Source organism: Sediminibacterium sp. (genome assembly GCF_019264485.1).
GTDB lineage: Bacteria > Bacteroidota > Bacteroidia > Chitinophagales > Chitinophagaceae > Sediminibacterium.
The window spans coordinates 68,048-84,367 of sequence record NZ_JAHVAA010000013.1 but is presented as its reverse complement, the minus strand read 5'-3'; the positions used below and the strand labels follow the sequence as shown (position 1 = coordinate 84,367).

The window sequence follows — 16,320 nt, the reverse complement described above, 5'->3', positions numbered from 1 at the left end:
TACCGGAAAGGTTTTCAGTTAATATATTTGAATAATATCTACTAATTATTAAATAAGCTTAAATGTTATCAAAGAAATATAAATAATTATTAGAAAAAAATCAGACACTTAGTTTATTCGGGGTTTAAAAAAATAAATCAATTTCAAATCTCTAACGATGCATGCTTTGAGAAAAAGTTCAATTATACTTTTAATACTATCTTTTATATTATATACAAATAATGTATTAGCAAAGTCCTTTCTTGTAAACTCTCCGCAGGATTTATACAGCATTCAAAAAGAAGTAAAGCCCGGCGACAGTATCCTCTTTGCAAATAGAGTATGGACTGATGCTCAAATTGAGTTGAAATTTTCCGGCACGGAAGCTTTACCAATCCGGGTTCTGCCACAAACAACCGGGCAAGTTATTTTTTCAGGAACATCCATGTTAAAAATTTCAGGATCGTTTATAATTGTCGATGGCTTCGTATTCAAAGACATAAATAACAGGAATGCTATCATACAATTCAGGACTGATAAAAATAACCTGGCAAATAATTGCAGGGTTACTAATTCAGTAATTGATAACTGTAACCCCGCCGACAGGCTTTCAGAATCAAACTGGATAATCTTATATGGACGAAATAACAGGTTTGACCATAATACCATCATCAATAAAAAAAACCTGGGTACTACATTAACTGTTGAATTAAACAATACGCTCAACCAAAATAATCATCACAGTATTGACCATAATTATTTTGGTCCAAGAGATAAGGGCGGTTCAAACGGCGCTGAAATTATCCGCATTGGTAATTCTACTTTTTCAAGAACCAGTTCACAAACTATTATTGAGGAAAATTATTTTGACCGCTGTAATGGCGAAGTCGAAATTATATCAGTAAAAAGCTGTGATAATATTTTACGGCGTAATACTTTTTTTGAATGTGAAGGCGGATTGGTACTAAGGCACGGTAACAGGAATACCGTAGAGGAAAATTATTTTATTGGGAATAATAAAATACATACCGGTGGAGTAAGAATTATCAATGCAGGTCATACAATAAAAAATAATTTCTTCTACCAGTTAGCTGGTGAAAGGTTCCGTTCTGCTTTAACCGTCCTTAATGGTGTTCCCAACTCCCCAATAAACAGGTATGATAAAGTTAAAGATGTAACTATTCAAAACAATACATTTCTAGAATGCAGGAATGTAGAATTGTGCGCTGGAAAGGATTTTGAAAGAACAGCAGTGCCGGAGAATGTTGTATTCAGTAATAATACTTTCATAAATCAATCAACTGATTTAAGGTTTGTAATTAATGATGATATAAGCGGTTTTAAATTTCAGGAAAATAAATTATCAGGAAAAATATCCGGCTATCCACCAACAGGTTTTATCAAGTCTCCAATTAAAGTGGTTGCAGAGAGGGGCCAATGGAAAATTAATCAGCAGAAGTTTAAATTATATGCAACGCTTGAAAATACAGGAGCAACCTGGTATAAAAATTTACATTCTGTAAAAATTAATTCAAAAGGAAAATTGGTAAAGGTAGAACCGGGCGAAAATACTTTGTACGAAAAAGCGGCAACGGCAAATGATGGAGATACATTACAATTAAGTTCAGGTGTATACCTGCTTTCAAAGGTTATTATAATAAATAAAAAAATTGTAATAACCGGTACCGCAACTGCAAACTCCCGGCCATTGGTTCAGTTTACCGGTGAGCAGGGCGGCTTTTCGTTTTTTAGTATCGAAAATGGCGGTAATCTTTCTTTATCCCACCTTCGTTTCAATGGATTATCAGCCAATGCTGTTGCTGAAAGTTTTATCAGAACCAGCAATATTGCAATGCTTGACCATTATAATCTTTTTGTTAATGGTTGTGATTTTGAAAACATTACTGATGGACGTAAGAATGCTTTGAAAGTAAACAAAGGAAGTTTTGCAGATACTATTCAATTCACTAATTGCTTATTCAATAATATCAGCGGTGAAGTAATAAGTATTGCCGCCGAGAAAGAAGACAAAGGTATTTACAATGCAGAGTATATCATTTTTAATAACTGTGTATTCAATAAAATATTAGTAGGCGCAATAGATGTTTACCGTGGTGGTAATGATGAAAGCACTACCGGCCCTTACTTTACAATGAACCACTGCACATTTAATGAGGTAGGGAATGTGGAGCTATGCAGCGTTGTAAGATTGATTGGTGTGCAATATTCAACTATCACCAACTGTATTTTTAATAACAGTGGCAGAAGTGGCAGAACAGTGAAGTATGAAGATTATGGCTGGACAAAAAACAGCATCAGCTTCTGCAACAGTTACGAGGCAGGTAAAGTAGAATCATTTTACAGTAATATAATTGGTAAAGTGATGTTACGATTAAATCCACTGTTTGAAAATATCAGTACCGGTGATTTTAGATTGAAGGCAAATTCTCCTTTAAAGAAAAATGGCAATGACGGAAAGGACTTGGGAGCAATATTTTTTAAGGACGGGCAATTAAAACTATAAATAAAAAACATGAATACATTAAATGGTAAAGTAGCATTAGTAACAGGTGGTGGCCGTGATATTGGCCGTTACACTTCTCTTAAACTGGCGTCAGCAGGTGCAGCAGTTTGTATTAATTATTTTGATGGTGAAGAACTAGCAAAGGAAACATTGAAAATGGTTACCGATGCAGGTGGCAAAGCAATACTTGCACAAGGCGATATGACTAAGGCCGCAGATGTTAATAAAGTTGTAGAACAATGCAAAGCATCTTTCGGTAACGAAATAAATATTTTGGTAAATGTTGCTGGTGGATTAATGGGAAGAAAAACGATGCCTGAACTCGACGAATCTTTCTGGGATACGGTGATGAATGTAAACTTGAAATCGGTTTACCTCGTTACAAAAGAAGTATTGCAATATATGCCTAAGGGAAGTTCGATAGTAAACTTTACTTCACAGGCTGCAAGGGATGGCGGCGGGCCGGGAGCACTGGCATATTCTACTGCAAAAGGCGGTGTATTAACATTTACCAGGGGCCTTGCAAAGGAATTGGGTCCTAAAGGCATCCGTGTAAATGCAGTTTCTCCGGGTATGATTAATACTACATTTCACAACACATTTACCAAGCCAGAAGTAAGAACAAATGTGGCAGCAGCAACACCTTTACGCAGGGAAGGCGAGGCAACTGAAGTAGCTGATTTGGTTTTGTATTTGGCATCTGATAGTTCTTCATTTATAACAGGAACTTCAATTGATATAAACGGCGGTACTTATTTTGTATAAACTATTTTATGTTAAAACGATTGCTTACTAACTTTTTTTTATTTCTGCTGATGTTGGTTTCACCATCACAATTAATTGCACAAGGTAATCAGCACCCATCATTATTGATTACTAATGCAGATGGGATACTAATTAAAAAAAATGTTAAGCAATCGCTTTTATTAAAAAAATCTTTTGACGAAGCAAAGAAAATTGCTGACAAGGCCATTGATGAAAAAATGGATGTGCCTTTTCCTAAAGATCCTGCAGGAGGCTATACACACGACAGGCATAAGAATAATTACACAGCTATGTATAATGCTGGATTGGTTTATACCATAACCGGAGAAATAAAATATGCTGACTTTATTACTGGAATGTTACTGAAATATGCAGAACTGATACCTATATTAAAAAACCATCCGCAAGCAAAAGGCAGTTCACCGGGCAGGTTATTTCACCAAGCATTGAACGATGCTAATTGGTTAGTCTATTCGGCAATGGCTTATGACTGCATTTATAATTATGCAAATGCAGTGCAAAGAAAAAAAATTGAAGATGGTGCTTTTCGGCCGCTATGCAAATTCTTAACCATTGATTTAAAAGACTGGTTCAATTTAATTCATAATCATGCTGTGTGGGCCTGTGCAGCAGTTGGAATGACAGGTTTGGTAATTGGTGATGACACAATGGTACAACAGGCTTTATATGGAACAAACAAAGATGGCCAGAGTGGTTTTATTGCTCAATTAGATAATTTATTTTCTCCAGATGGTTATTATACCGAAGGGCCTTATTATGCAAGGTATGCATTACTGCCATTTTATTTATTTGCTGAGGCATTACAAAACAACCGGCCTCAATTAAAAATATTTGAACATAGAAATCAAATATTAAAGAAAGCGTTGTACGCAGCTTTGCAGCAAACAAATACCAATGGAGCATTCTTTTCCCTTAACGATGCAATTAAAGATAAAACTTATATCAGCAGCGAAATGGTTTTTGCAATCAATATTGCATTTAAAGAATATGGACAAGACGAGGCATTACTGAATATTGCTGCAAAACAGAAAAAAGTACTGCTCAATAGTTGTGGAATGAAAGTAGCAGATGCGATAAGCAATTTTAAGGGGAGCTTACCCGAATTCCCTTACGCCTCTGTTGAATATACAGATGGAGCAGATGGAAAGCAAGGGGGTATCAGTATTTTAAGAAGCAACAATACTAAAAGTCTTGCAACATTGGTTGTTAAGTATGCTTCACATGGTTTAACACATGGCCACTACGATGAATTGAACATGCTGCTCTATGATAATGGTAATGAAATTTTACAGGACTATGGCGCTGCAAGGTTTTTAAATGTAGAACAGAAAGATGGCGGCAGGTATTTACCGGAGAATAAAAGTTTTGCAATGCAGACCATCGCACATAATACAATGGTGGTGGATGAAAAATCGCAATTTGATGGTAAAGAGAACATAGCTTCTTCTTATCATTCCTCAAAATATTTCAGCAGCCTGAATGATAAGATACAGGTAGTATCTGCAAAAGACAGTAATGCCTACAAAGGTGTTGTTTTGCAACGTACTTTATTTATGGTGAGTGATGAAAAATCAAACAAGCCAATCTGCATAGACATTTTTAAAGTCGCCTCTGCAGAGGAACATCAGTACGACCTGCCTTTCTGGTACAATGGCCAATTAATAGCCACTTCTTTTAAATACGATGCTTTTACAGAAACTCAACAACCGCTTGGCAGCAAAAATGGCTACCAGCACATCTGGAAAGAAGCTACCGGTAAAACAAACACCTCTTTAGGAACCTTAACTTTTTTAAACGGTAATTCGTATTATTCTATCTGTAGCAATGCAGACGAACAAACTGCATTTTACTTAGCAAGGGTTGGTGCCTCAGATCCCAATTTTAATTTAAGAAGGGAAACAGGATACATTATCCGTAAAAAAGGCAGGAATCAATTGTTTGTATCGGTTATTGAGCCGCATGGAAATTTTAACCCGGTTAGTGAATCTTCATCAGGTTCCCAATCATCCATAAAAGAAATTGCTACAGAATTAGATAATGACAAGTATTCAGTGGTGAAAATAATTTTCACTAACGGAACCGAATGGAAAATTTTTATTGTTAACAACGATAATGCTGATATAAAACATTCACTGGAGATTTCTGGAAAAATATTTTCATGGGCTGGACCCTATTTTTTAAATAAAACTAAATAATTTTTTTAAACCCAAAAACTAAGAATATGAGAAAGATTGCTTTTCTAATCTTGTGTATAATACTGGTAGCCGGTTGCTTTTTTGCGGGTTCAGTAGTTGCACAAACTACCTTAACCGGTATCGTTGTTTCGGCGGAAGATGGCAAACCGTTGCAAGGGGCAACTGTTACTGTAAAAAGGAACCTAAATAATCACCGCAACTACGAAATAGACTTGAGTAGTGAAATAATGACACAGAACCAGGGATATTAAAAGAAAAAAAAGAACGATAATGAAATATATTTTGTCTTTTTTCTTCATCACTTTCATATTTTCTGCAAGTGCAACGATTAAACTGCCATCATTAGTTAGCAGCAACATGGTACTGCAAAGAAATGTTTCCGTAAAAATTTGGGGCTGGTGCAGTAAAGCTGAAAAAATAACCATCAGCTTTATGGGCAAACAATATAAAGCTGTGGTAAAAGACACTACATGGAGTTTGTTGTTACCAGCCATGAAAGAAGGTGGCCCATATGAAATGAAATTAAAAGGCAACAATGAAATTGTACTTAAAAATATTTTGATTGGTGAAGTATGGCTTTGCAGCGGGCAAAGCAATATGGGCTTTTTAATGATGAACACCAGCAATGCCAATGAGGAGATGCCAAAAGCCAGTTATAAAAATATCCGTTTGTTTACTATTAAAAAAGATTACAGTGTTAAGCCTTTGCAAGAAGCTGCTGATGTAATTAAATGGGAAGAATGTACACCAGCATCCGTTGCTGCATTTTCGGCAGTGGCTTATTTTTTTGGAAAGAAACTGCATGAAGATTTGAATGTACCTATTGGTTTAGTGTGGAGTGCTTATGGCGGCAGTACCATTGAAAGCTGGATAAGTAAAGAAGGCCTTGCTGGTGAACCTACTTTTGGTAAAGCGGCAGCAAAAATTGAACAAAGGGATTTGAATAAAGAAATAAAGAAAAATAATGAAAGGTTTAACGCCTGGATTAGTACAGTAAATAAAATGGATGCAGGTTACGATAATGCCAGTTACAATTGGGCAAATAAACTTCATGCAGATTGGAGCAAAGCAAAAATGCCTGCCACTTGGGAAAACATTACTGCATTAAAAAATAAAGATGGGGTTATCTGGTTTCAAAAAGAAATTCAATTAACTGCCGCTGATATTGTCAATGATGCAAATATTTCATTGGGTGCTGTGGCTGATGAAGACTTTACTTTTATTAATGGGCAGCAAGTTGGCCACCGGTTTGATGATAGAAATAAAAAGAGAGAATATCCAATTTCAAAATCTTTATTAAAAGAAGGAAGCAATTTTATTACAGTGCGTATTACCAACTATCGGGATGATGGTGGTTTCATGGGTAAGGCAGATGAACTGTTTGTACAAACATCCAACAATAAAATTTATCTATCTGGCGAATGGAACTATAAAATAGGTTTGGATACTGTAGTGCCAACAGGATTAGCAAGGCAGTTAAATACAAGGCAGGTTCCATGCATTTTATACAATGCCATGATTGCCCCTGCAACTAATTATATATTTAAAGGTGTTATATGGTACCAGGGCGAAAGCAATGCCCTGCGTGGCTTTCAGTACAGGGAGTTATTTGCAACGATGATTAAAGACTGGCGTAAGAAATTCAACAATCAAAAACTTCCCTTTGTATATGTTCAATTACCCAACTATAAGAAAATATTGGCAAATCCTGCTGATGCAGAATGGGCAGAAATCCGGGAATCACAATCAGAGGTATTGAAGCTGCCATACACTTCAATGGTTTGTACAATAGAGCAAGGTGAGGCTGATAACATCCACCCAAAATATAAAAACGAAGTAGGCAAAAGACTTGCACTACAAGCAGAATACAATGTGTATGGAATTAAAAGTTTTGTTCCATCAGGACCAGTTTATAAAAGCCTGAAAGTAGTCGGTAATAAAATTTTAATTGAATTTGATGTTACGGGTGCTGGCTTGCAAACAACAGATAACGGTAAAAAAATAAAAGGTTTTGCAATTGCCGGTTATGATAAAAATTTTGTATGGGCAAACGCTGAAATAGTTGATAAGAAAACGGTTGCTGTTTCTGCTGGTGGAATTAAGAAGCCTGTTGCTGTTCGTTATGCCTGGGCAGATAATCCTGGTGAAATAAATCTCACAAACAATACCGGGATGCCAGCTTATCCTTTCCGAACAGACAAATGGAAGGGGAAAACAGAGGGTATAAAAATTTTGGATTACAGTAAAGGCGCTGTGCAGTAACAAACAGAAAATATTTTTTATAATAAATTCGAATTTCCCTGTCTTTAATTAAGAATCAAGTTATATGAAAAAAAGAATATTGTTGATTGCTGGTTTGTTTATATTTTTTAATACGCTGGCAAATGCTCAGAATAAAATAATGAGACCCATAGTTTATACTATGAACATACAAATGCTTGAGAAAAATAAAAGCAGGGTTAGTGCTAAAGACCCCCTTATTCTGCCGGCATATAAGTTATTATTGAAAGATGCAAACAAGGCCTTGGAGTTCGGCCCGGTGAGTGTGATGGAGAAAAAGAATACACCACCCAGTGGTGATAAACATGATTACATGAGCCTGGCGCCTTATCACTGGCCCGACCCATCCAAACCCAATGGATTGCCTTATATGCGTAAAGATGGACAAACAAATCCGGAGGTGAAAGAATATAAAGACAAGGAATATATGCCAAAACTTTGTGCAGATGTAAGCACTCTGGCAATGGCTTATTATTTCTCCGGTGAAAAAGTATACGCAGAGCATGCCGCTAAATTAATCAGGGTTTGGTTTTTAGATACAGAAACAAGGATGAACCCCAACCTGAATTTTGCGCAAGCCATCAAAGGTATTAATGATGGCAGGGGAGCCGGGCTGATAGATTCACGTCATTTTATAAAACTGATAGATGCCATTGGCTTGCTGCAGGGTTCAAAATACTGGAGTGATAAAGACCAGAAAGGGATGCAGCAATGGTTTGCCGATTTCCTGCACTGGATGCAAAACAGTAAGAATGGAATAAGTGAAATGAACGCCGATAATAATCATGGTGCATGGTATGATGCTCAGCGGCTGTCTATGGCTTTGTTTACCGAAAATAGTGAACTGGCAAAAAAAATTGTATTAAATGCCAGGGAGAGGCTCGATAAGCAAATGGATGATGCAGGAAAATTTCCCAGGGAAATGGAAAGAACTATTTCGCTGCATTACACAGCATTTGTAATGAATGCTTTTTTCACCATTGCTCAAATGTCAGAAGAGACCGGGATTGAATTCTGGAATTATACCAGCCCTTCAGGAAAATCATTGAAACAAGCTTTTAATGTACTGCGCCCTTATTTAGTACAGGAAAAAAATTGGGAAGGGCCGCAAATCAAAAACTTTGAATATGAGGATGGATACCCTTTACTTATGGAAGCCGCTGACCGCTTTAATTGTAAAAAATGCAGAGAGGCTGTAACATCTCTTGCCGGTGATAAAGCCGGACGTTTGCGGATTTACCTTTTATACTAAAACGATTTTATAAAACTCTAAAACTGTTGTTATGAAAAAATCAAATTGCTTGCTGTTTTTCTTGCTTTTGCTGTTTGGTAGTACAGCGATGGCACAAAAGAAGGTGGTTACCGGTAAGGTACTTAACCAGGCTACTAATGAACCTATGCAGGGAGTAAATATTCTTGCAGATAAACAAAAAGGTGGCTCATCCAGTAAGGCAGATGGCACCTATTCCATTTCTGTGGATAAAAACACATCAACGCTAATTTTTTCCTATGTAGGTTTTACCACTCAAACTATCTTAATTGGCGATAAGACTACTATTGATATTTCTTTAGTGCCGGCAGTAGTAGCGGTGGATGAGGTAGTGGTAATTGGCTACGGTACACAAAAAAAATCGCATCTCACCGGGGCTGTATCTAAATTTAAAAATGACAGACTGGATGAAACACCTGTTTCAAGACTTGACCAGGCGCTACAGGGAAAAATAGCAGGTGTGCAAATTCAAAATATCAATTCAGAAGCAGGTGCTGACCCAAAAATAAGAGTAAGGGGTTTGAGTTCTATTAACGCCGGTGCTAACCCATTGGTAGTAGTGGATGGCCACCCTGTACCGGATGGATTGGCCTTTGTAAATATGGCGGATGTGGAATCAGTAGAAGTATTGAAAGATGCTGCTTCAGCCGCTATCTATGGTTCAAGAGGTGCCAGCGGAGTAATCATTATCACTACTAAAAGTGGTAAAGCAGATAAACCAAAATATTCTTTTAAATTTTCAAATGGCTCTAAAACGGCGTATGAAAGGTATCCGATGCTTACCACTACAGAATATACTAACCTCTTATTTTATGAAGCATCGTTGAAAGCAAAAGATCCCAGCATTCCTCCGCCAACTGGTACAGCTATCATTGCAAATAATGAAAGGGCTGCATATATCGTAGAGAATTCTATTGTTGGTTATCCTACCGACTGGCAGGATCAGGCACTTCGTAATGCTACTGTTCGTAATCTGCAACTAAGTGTTGCTGGTGGCAACAGGCAAGTAAAATATTTTATTTCCGGTGGTTATCAGAAAGACCAGGGCATGATGTATCACAGTGAATATGATCGTTTCAGCCTTCGTACCAAACTGGATGTTCAGTTAAGTAAAAAAATAAAATTCAATTTTAATTTTAATCCTTCTTATATAAAAAGAGAAAGACCTTCTGTTGGATATATTGATTTTGTTCGTTTCCAGTCTTTCCTTCCTGTTTATCATACACCGGCAACTGTTGCTTTTGTAACGCAGGTGCCTCTATGGGCCAATATTAAAGTTGGTGATTTTGTGCAGGCAAGACATTTTAATGGAAGGATTTATAGTGGACCAATGCCTGATGGTACTATCTATACCAGCACATCAGCCCTCGATCCTTTTAATACCGGCAATAATACACCCAAGTCGGTAATGGAAACAAGAACAATCACTTCCAACGATTACCGGTTGCAAACTTCCGGCGATATGACAATTAATATTTTACCAGGGCTTGACTTTAAAACTCTGGCCAGTGTATATATTAATTATACTACAGGATTAGATTTTGCAAAAAGAAATTCTAACAGGGATGGTGATGTGAACAGGGGAGTTTACACCAACCGCCTTTTTATGGATCTCTTATCTGAAAATACATTCACTTATAATAAAGTAATAAAAGATCATACTTTTAATGTATTAGCAGGCTTTACCGCTCAGAAAACAAAAATTACAGATGAACAAACGACAGGGCTGGATTACCCCAGTGATAATATTACAACACTGAATACGGCCCTGCTGATTGATCAGGCAAAAACAGCTACTTTCAACCTGAGAAATCAAATAGGCTTACTTTCTTACCTCGGTCGTGTTTCTTACAGCTTTAAAAATAAATATCTCCTTTCTGCCAGTTATCGGGCAGATGGCAGTTCTTATTTTGCACCAGGAAACAAATGGGGATATTTTCCGTCGGTATCACTTGGATGGGTGGTTACGCAGGAAAAATTTATGGAAAAAGTCAACTGGCTGAGTAACCTGAAACTGAGGGCCAGTTATGGAGCTACTGGTAATAATCGTATTGTTGATTTTGCATTTGTTGATCTTTTATATGCTGCTAATTATCCTTTAGGATCAGGCACTGGTGTTAGTACTGTAGGGCAAACACCATCAAGAGATATTTTAGCTAACCCAGATATTACCTGGGAAAGAACTTTCCAATACAATGGTGGATTAGATGTGGCCTTGTTTAAAAATGCAGTAACATTCTCTATTGATGTTTATCAATCTAAAACAGATAAACTATTGCAGCGGCAATCTACATTAGCTTTTACGGGAGTCCCGCAGTATTGGAACAATATTGGCAGTTTGCAGAACCGGGGAATTGAATTTGAGATTACCACTACTAATATCAAAAAGAAAGATTTTAAATGGACAACTTCTGCTAATATAGCACACAATAAAAACAAGGTGTTGGAATTGGGCGCCGAGACATTTCTGCTAAACCAGGGAGAACGAACCGAACTTTATTTAAATAAGGTGGGTGGCCCGTTAGTTCAGTTCTTTGGATATAAAACAGACGGTGTATGGCTTTCGCAAGCCCAGATTGATGGAGTAAGGGCTGCAGGACTTAGCAGTCCGTTAAGCAACATGTTTGTACCTGGTGGTTTGAAACTGGTGGATACAAATGGCGATAATATTATTAATGCTGATGACAGGGTAGTTACAGGTTCCCCCTACCCTGATTTTACCTGGGGGATCACCAATAACTTTACCTTCAAGAATTTTGATCTTAGCTTCTTATTACAAGGGGTGCAGGGGGGACAATTGGTGAACGGAGATCCAAACTACAACGAAACAAAACGATACAATAAAAATTACAATAAAAATCGTTGGCTTAGTCCTATGTTCCCCGGCGATGGTAAAACGCCTTATTCCACTATTGGGTTTAACTGGATGCTTACAGATTATGTGGTAGAAGATGCTTCCTATTTTAGTTTGCGTGAGGTGATAGTTGGTTATACACTACCGCAGAAAGTAGCAAAATTAGTTCACCTCAGTTCCATGCGGGTTTATTTCTCCGGACAGAATTTATTTTTCAGTAATGCCAAAAATTACAGGGGTATCAATACAGAAGCAAGGTCTACTTCCGGTCCTTATAACACTCCATTGGTGGATGGTTATCAGCGGGGAGGTTTTCCATTGCCAAGAACAATTTTATTCGGACTCGACATTAATTTTTAACCGGCAAAAAAAATATTTATGAAACTTATACATTTTATCTTATTGTTTTGCTGCGCTGGTTTGTTCGCCTGCAAAAAAACGATTGACTTGTATCCACAGTCTAATCTGAATACGGCAACATATTACTCCAACCTGGCGGAAGTAAAATCTGCTTTAACCGGTTGTTATAACGGTATGCAGCTTTCACTATTCAATGAGTGGCAGTTTACGGAACTGCGTAGCGACAATGCCAAGGTAGCTGGCACAGGTAGTACTGCTTCTGCTAACCGTGACCTGAGTGATCTGGATATGTTTATTCCGGCTACTTCTCAGCAACAGATTTATAACTATTGGTTGGCTACGTATAATAATATCCGCAATACTAATATTGTATTAGAAAAATTAGGCGTAGTGTATGATCCCGCAACAGGAGCATTGACGTTTACTACGATCACTATTCCCATTTCAGAAACCGACCGCAAGCAACTGGCAGGCGAAGCCATGGTAATAAGGGCATATCATTACTTTAATCTTGTCCGTTTATTCGGTGGCGTTTTCCTGGTGCATAAACCTATTACTGCGGATGAAGCTAAAACGATGAACCGTGCTTCAGTAGCGGATATTTATAAATTGATTGAAGCTGATCTGCTTACAGCTGCTGCTTCTATGAATACCCTGAAGTTTAGCCAGATTGCAGCTGCTGATAAAGGAAGAGCTACTCTGTGGGCAGCAAAAGGATTGTTGGGCAAGGTTTATCTTACGCTTAACAGAAAACCTGAAGCTATTGTACAATTACAGGATGTAATCACTAATAGCGGTTATTCTTTGCAAACAAACTATGCCAATGTGTTTTCAATTACTAATGAAATGAATAGCGAAATACTTTTTGCAGTCCGCTATAAGGCTGGCGGTCTTGGTTTAGGTTCCCATTTTGGGAATACATTTGCTCCGTTGGGTACAGGTTCTGCTGTTATAAATGGCGATGGCGATGGATTGAATTATCCAACTGCCGATTTGGATACTGCCACTAATGGGGATTTGCGAAAGCCTACATTGATTGGCACTTTTGGTACGGGGACAGCTACCAAGTGGTATGTAAAAAAATACCTGTTTCCTGTAACCTTGGTGGATGATGGTGAAAGCGACTGGCCGATACTTCGCTATGCAGATATATTATTGATGATGGCAGAAGCTCAGGGGTATTCACCTGCCAGTATTTCCCTGATCAACAGTGTTAGGCCAAGAGCAGGCCTACCCAATTATACGGCAGCAACCATTACATCAGTAGCGAAATTTGAACAGGCACTGTCAAATGAGAGAAGAATAGAGTTTGCGTTTGAAAACCAGCGTTGGTTTGATTTGGTCCGCTTTAATACAACTATGACAACTATTACTGCGCAACAAACTATCAAAGATCATTATGCCGACGAATATTACGCACACTACAGGTTATACCTGCCCCCTACCCCAACACTGGCACAGTTGCAGGCAAATATTACAGTGGAAAAATTGTTGCTTCCCATACCACAACGAGAAATTGACACCAATACACAATTGGTTATTCCTCAAAATCCGGGTTATTAAACGTAAGGCAAAATGAAGAAATTGTTATTAGGTATAAGTTTATTGTTGCTGGCTTCTATTAAACTGCTGGCACAAGATGTCGACAGTACATATAAGCCTGTTCCGGTACCCCAGGGGTTTACTAAGCAATTGAATGTTATTTACAAACAAGTAAAGGACTGGATCGGAAGAGTAGATATTTATTTACCGCCGGTAAAAGATAAGCCGGTGCCGGTAGTAATAAACATACATGGCGGTGCCTGGAGAAAAGGTGCTAAAGAAGCACAGGGCGGTTTCAATACTTATTTTAAATTAGGCTTTGCTGTAGCTAATGTTGAATATCGCTTAAGTTCACAGGGCGTTGCACCTGCCGCTATTGAAGATGTTCGTTGTGTAATGCAATATTTAATTAATCATGCTGATTCATTACACATTGATGTTACGAAAATTATTTTTGCAGGCAGTTCGGCCGGCGCTCACCTGGCATTAATGGCCGGTTTAACAGCGAATATAAATAACCCATTTGATAAGGATTGTCCTGTTTCCTCAAAGACGTACAAGATCGCAGCTATCATTGCACAGTCAACACCATCTGTTTTGTACAGTACTAGAGCGGACGGGCAGTTACAGGTGTTAAAAGACGGGGCTGTATATGAATGGTTCGGAGGCAGAAAAGATGATGAAAACTTTGCACAAAAACTTTCACCTGTTACTTATGTTAGTAAGGATAACCCACCAATTTTTTTGTCACATGGCGATGCAGATGGGAGGGTTCCTTATCAGCAATCGGTTGACCTGGATGCAAAACTGACGAAAGCCGGTGTGAAGCATGTCTTTATTACCATACCCGGAGGAGGGCATGGTGGTTACTCAAAAGAAAAACAGGACGAGATCAAAAATGCCATCACAGAATTTTTAAAAGAGAATGTCATCAACAAATAAGTAACCAGGGTTGGCTGTCTCTGCTTGACCGGATGATGCGAAGAAAAAAGTTAATTATGAAAAGAATAAATTTATTGATTATCTGGAAAACTATTGCTTCCCATACCGCAGCGGGAAATTGATACCAATTCACAGCTCGTTATTCCTCAAAACCCAGGTTATTAATTATAAAATGATTATATATGAAAAAAGTACTTCTAGCTACACTTTTTTTTATTTCTTTCCAAACATTTACCACTGCACAAACAGCAGATACTACGATCTATAAACCTGTTGAATATCCTGAAGGCTATGAAGCTCAAATTGATGTTGTTTATAATAGAGGAAAAGACTGGCAGGTAAAGCATGATATTTATTTCAACCCCAAAGCAATTAAACCCACACCGGTCGTATTCAATATCCACGGTGGAGGATGGAATCATGGCACCAAAGAAGGTCAGTCAGGATTTGGAAGTTATTTTAATATAGGGCTTGCTGTTGTTAACGTTGAATACCGCTTAACCCCACAAGCAACCGCACCAGCCGCAGTTGAAGATGTTCGTGCCTCAATTTTGTACATCGTAAAACATGCCAAAGAACTTAATATTGATCCAAATAAAATAATAGTTATGGGTAGTAGTGCCGGAGGGCATTTAGCGTTGATGGCAGGCTTACTTCAAAATGATAATAAGTTCGACGGCGACTATAAAGATGTTAATTGTTATACAATAGCTGCCATAATAGATAAGTTTGGACCAACTGATTTAACTGTATCCGGCATAGATAAGAATAAGTCTGTTATTGCTTGGATGGGATCGCACAGTAACGACAGAAAATTTATTGAGTCCATGTCGCCTATTTTTTATGTTAAGAAAACAAGCCCTCCGGTATTCATTATTCATGGAGATGCTGACCCCATTGTGCCTTATCAACAGTCTGTTGATCTCCATAAAAAATTTCTGGAAGTTGGTGTAAAGACAGAATTCATTACCATAAAGGGAGGTCTGCATGGAAAATTTGACAAGGAAAATAATTCACAAATTAAAAAAGCGATTGCGGATTTTCTGAAGAGCCTTGGCCTGTCCAAAAACTAATAAAACTGTAAAAAATAATGCTTAAGACCAATATTTAGCTGGCAATAATTTATCTAATGATTAAAAAATAATTTTATGTATAATGAAAATGTTTTTATAGAGAATAACAATGTCCAATGGGAAGAAGTTGGACAAGGCGTAAGGAGAAAAATTCTGGCTTACGATGATAAGCTGATGGTGGTACGAGTGGAGTTTAAAAAAGGAAGTATTGGAAATATTCATCAGCATTACCATAGCCAGATAACAAATGTAGAAAGCGGCAGCTTTGAAGTACAGATAGATAGCCGTAAGCAATTATTAAAAGCGGGGGATGCATTTTATATTCCACCTAATATTGACCATGGCTGTGTATGTATGGAAGATGGTGTATTAATTGATGTGTTCAGCCCGATGAGGGAAGATTTTATACTGAGTGGAAATAATACAAATGGCGGATTATTAAAAGAAAAAAAACAATAAACTTTCTGCAATTCGGTCAGATAACACCACAAATTGAAACAGAAATTGTGAAATGA

The 16,320-nt window shown here is 37.6% G+C and carries 12 protein-coding genes; all 12 read left to right on the top strand.

All coding sequences use genetic code 11. From position 1 onward, the window contains the following. Positions 1-157: 157 nt before the first annotated feature. The 12 genes from KXJ59_RS11205 (at position 158) to KXJ59_RS11155 (ending at position 16,264) form a co-directional block, all read left to right on the top strand. Positions 158-2,503 (top strand): polysaccharide lyase 6 family protein, encoded by a 2,346-nt coding sequence (locus tag KXJ59_RS11205; RefSeq protein ID WP_295204611.1) that lies wholly within the window; start codon positions 158-160, stop codon positions 2,501-2,503. Between the two features lie 9 nt (positions 2,504-2,512). After that, positions 2,513-3,268 carry an SDR family oxidoreductase gene (locus KXJ59_RS11200; protein WP_295204610.1) on the top strand — a complete coding sequence of 252 codons (756 nt, stop codon included), beginning with the start codon at positions 2,513-2,515 and terminating at the stop codon, positions 3,266-3,268. Between the two features lie 8 nt (positions 3,269-3,276). Continuing rightward, entirely contained in the window at positions 3,277-5,484 is a 2,208-nt protein-coding gene (locus tag KXJ59_RS11195; RefSeq protein ID WP_295204609.1) for an alginate lyase family protein, read from the top strand. Between the two features lie 26 nt (positions 5,485-5,510). Further along, positions 5,511-5,735, top strand: coding sequence for a hypothetical protein (locus tag KXJ59_RS11190; protein WP_295204608.1), 225 nt, complete (start codon positions 5,511-5,513; stop codon positions 5,733-5,735). A 19-nt stretch (positions 5,736-5,754) separates the two neighbouring features. Continuing rightward, on the top strand, positions 5,755-7,746 hold the full coding sequence (locus KXJ59_RS11185) for a sialate O-acetylesterase (RefSeq protein ID WP_363266029.1): 1,992 nt from the start codon (positions 5,755-5,757) through the stop codon (positions 7,744-7,746). Between the two features lie 64 nt (positions 7,747-7,810). Next, positions 7,811-9,016 (top strand): alginate lyase family protein, encoded by a 1,206-nt coding sequence (locus KXJ59_RS11180; RefSeq protein WP_295204607.1) that lies wholly within the window; start codon positions 7,811-7,813, stop codon positions 9,014-9,016. Positions 9,017-9,047: 31 nt separating this feature from the next. After that, positions 9,048-12,248: a TonB-dependent receptor gene (locus KXJ59_RS11175; protein WP_295204606.1), complete on the top strand. Its 3,201-nt coding sequence runs from the start codon at positions 9,048-9,050 to the stop codon at positions 12,246-12,248. Positions 12,249-12,266: 18 nt separating this feature from the next. Then, positions 12,267-13,811, top strand: coding sequence for a RagB/SusD family nutrient uptake outer membrane protein (locus KXJ59_RS11170; RefSeq protein ID WP_295204604.1), 1,545 nt, complete (start codon positions 12,267-12,269; stop codon positions 13,809-13,811). A 12-nt stretch (positions 13,812-13,823) separates the two neighbouring features. Further along, positions 13,824-14,732, top strand: coding sequence for an alpha/beta hydrolase (locus tag KXJ59_RS11165; RefSeq protein ID WP_295204602.1), 909 nt, complete (start codon positions 13,824-13,826; stop codon positions 14,730-14,732). A 93-nt stretch (positions 14,733-14,825) separates the two neighbouring features. Beyond that, entirely contained in the window at positions 14,826-14,897 is a 72-nt protein-coding gene (locus KXJ59_RS16020) for a hypothetical protein (protein WP_363266048.1), read from the top strand. A 17-nt stretch (positions 14,898-14,914) separates the two neighbouring features. After that, complete coding sequence (locus KXJ59_RS11160; RefSeq protein ID WP_295204600.1) at positions 14,915-15,805, top strand: alpha/beta hydrolase; 891 nt, start codon at positions 14,915-14,917, stop codon at positions 15,803-15,805. A gap of 75 nt (positions 15,806-15,880) precedes the next feature. Continuing rightward, entirely contained in the window at positions 15,881-16,264 is a 384-nt protein-coding gene (locus KXJ59_RS11155) for a cupin domain-containing protein (RefSeq protein ID WP_295204599.1), read from the top strand. The last annotated feature ends 56 nt before the right edge of the window (positions 16,265-16,320 follow it).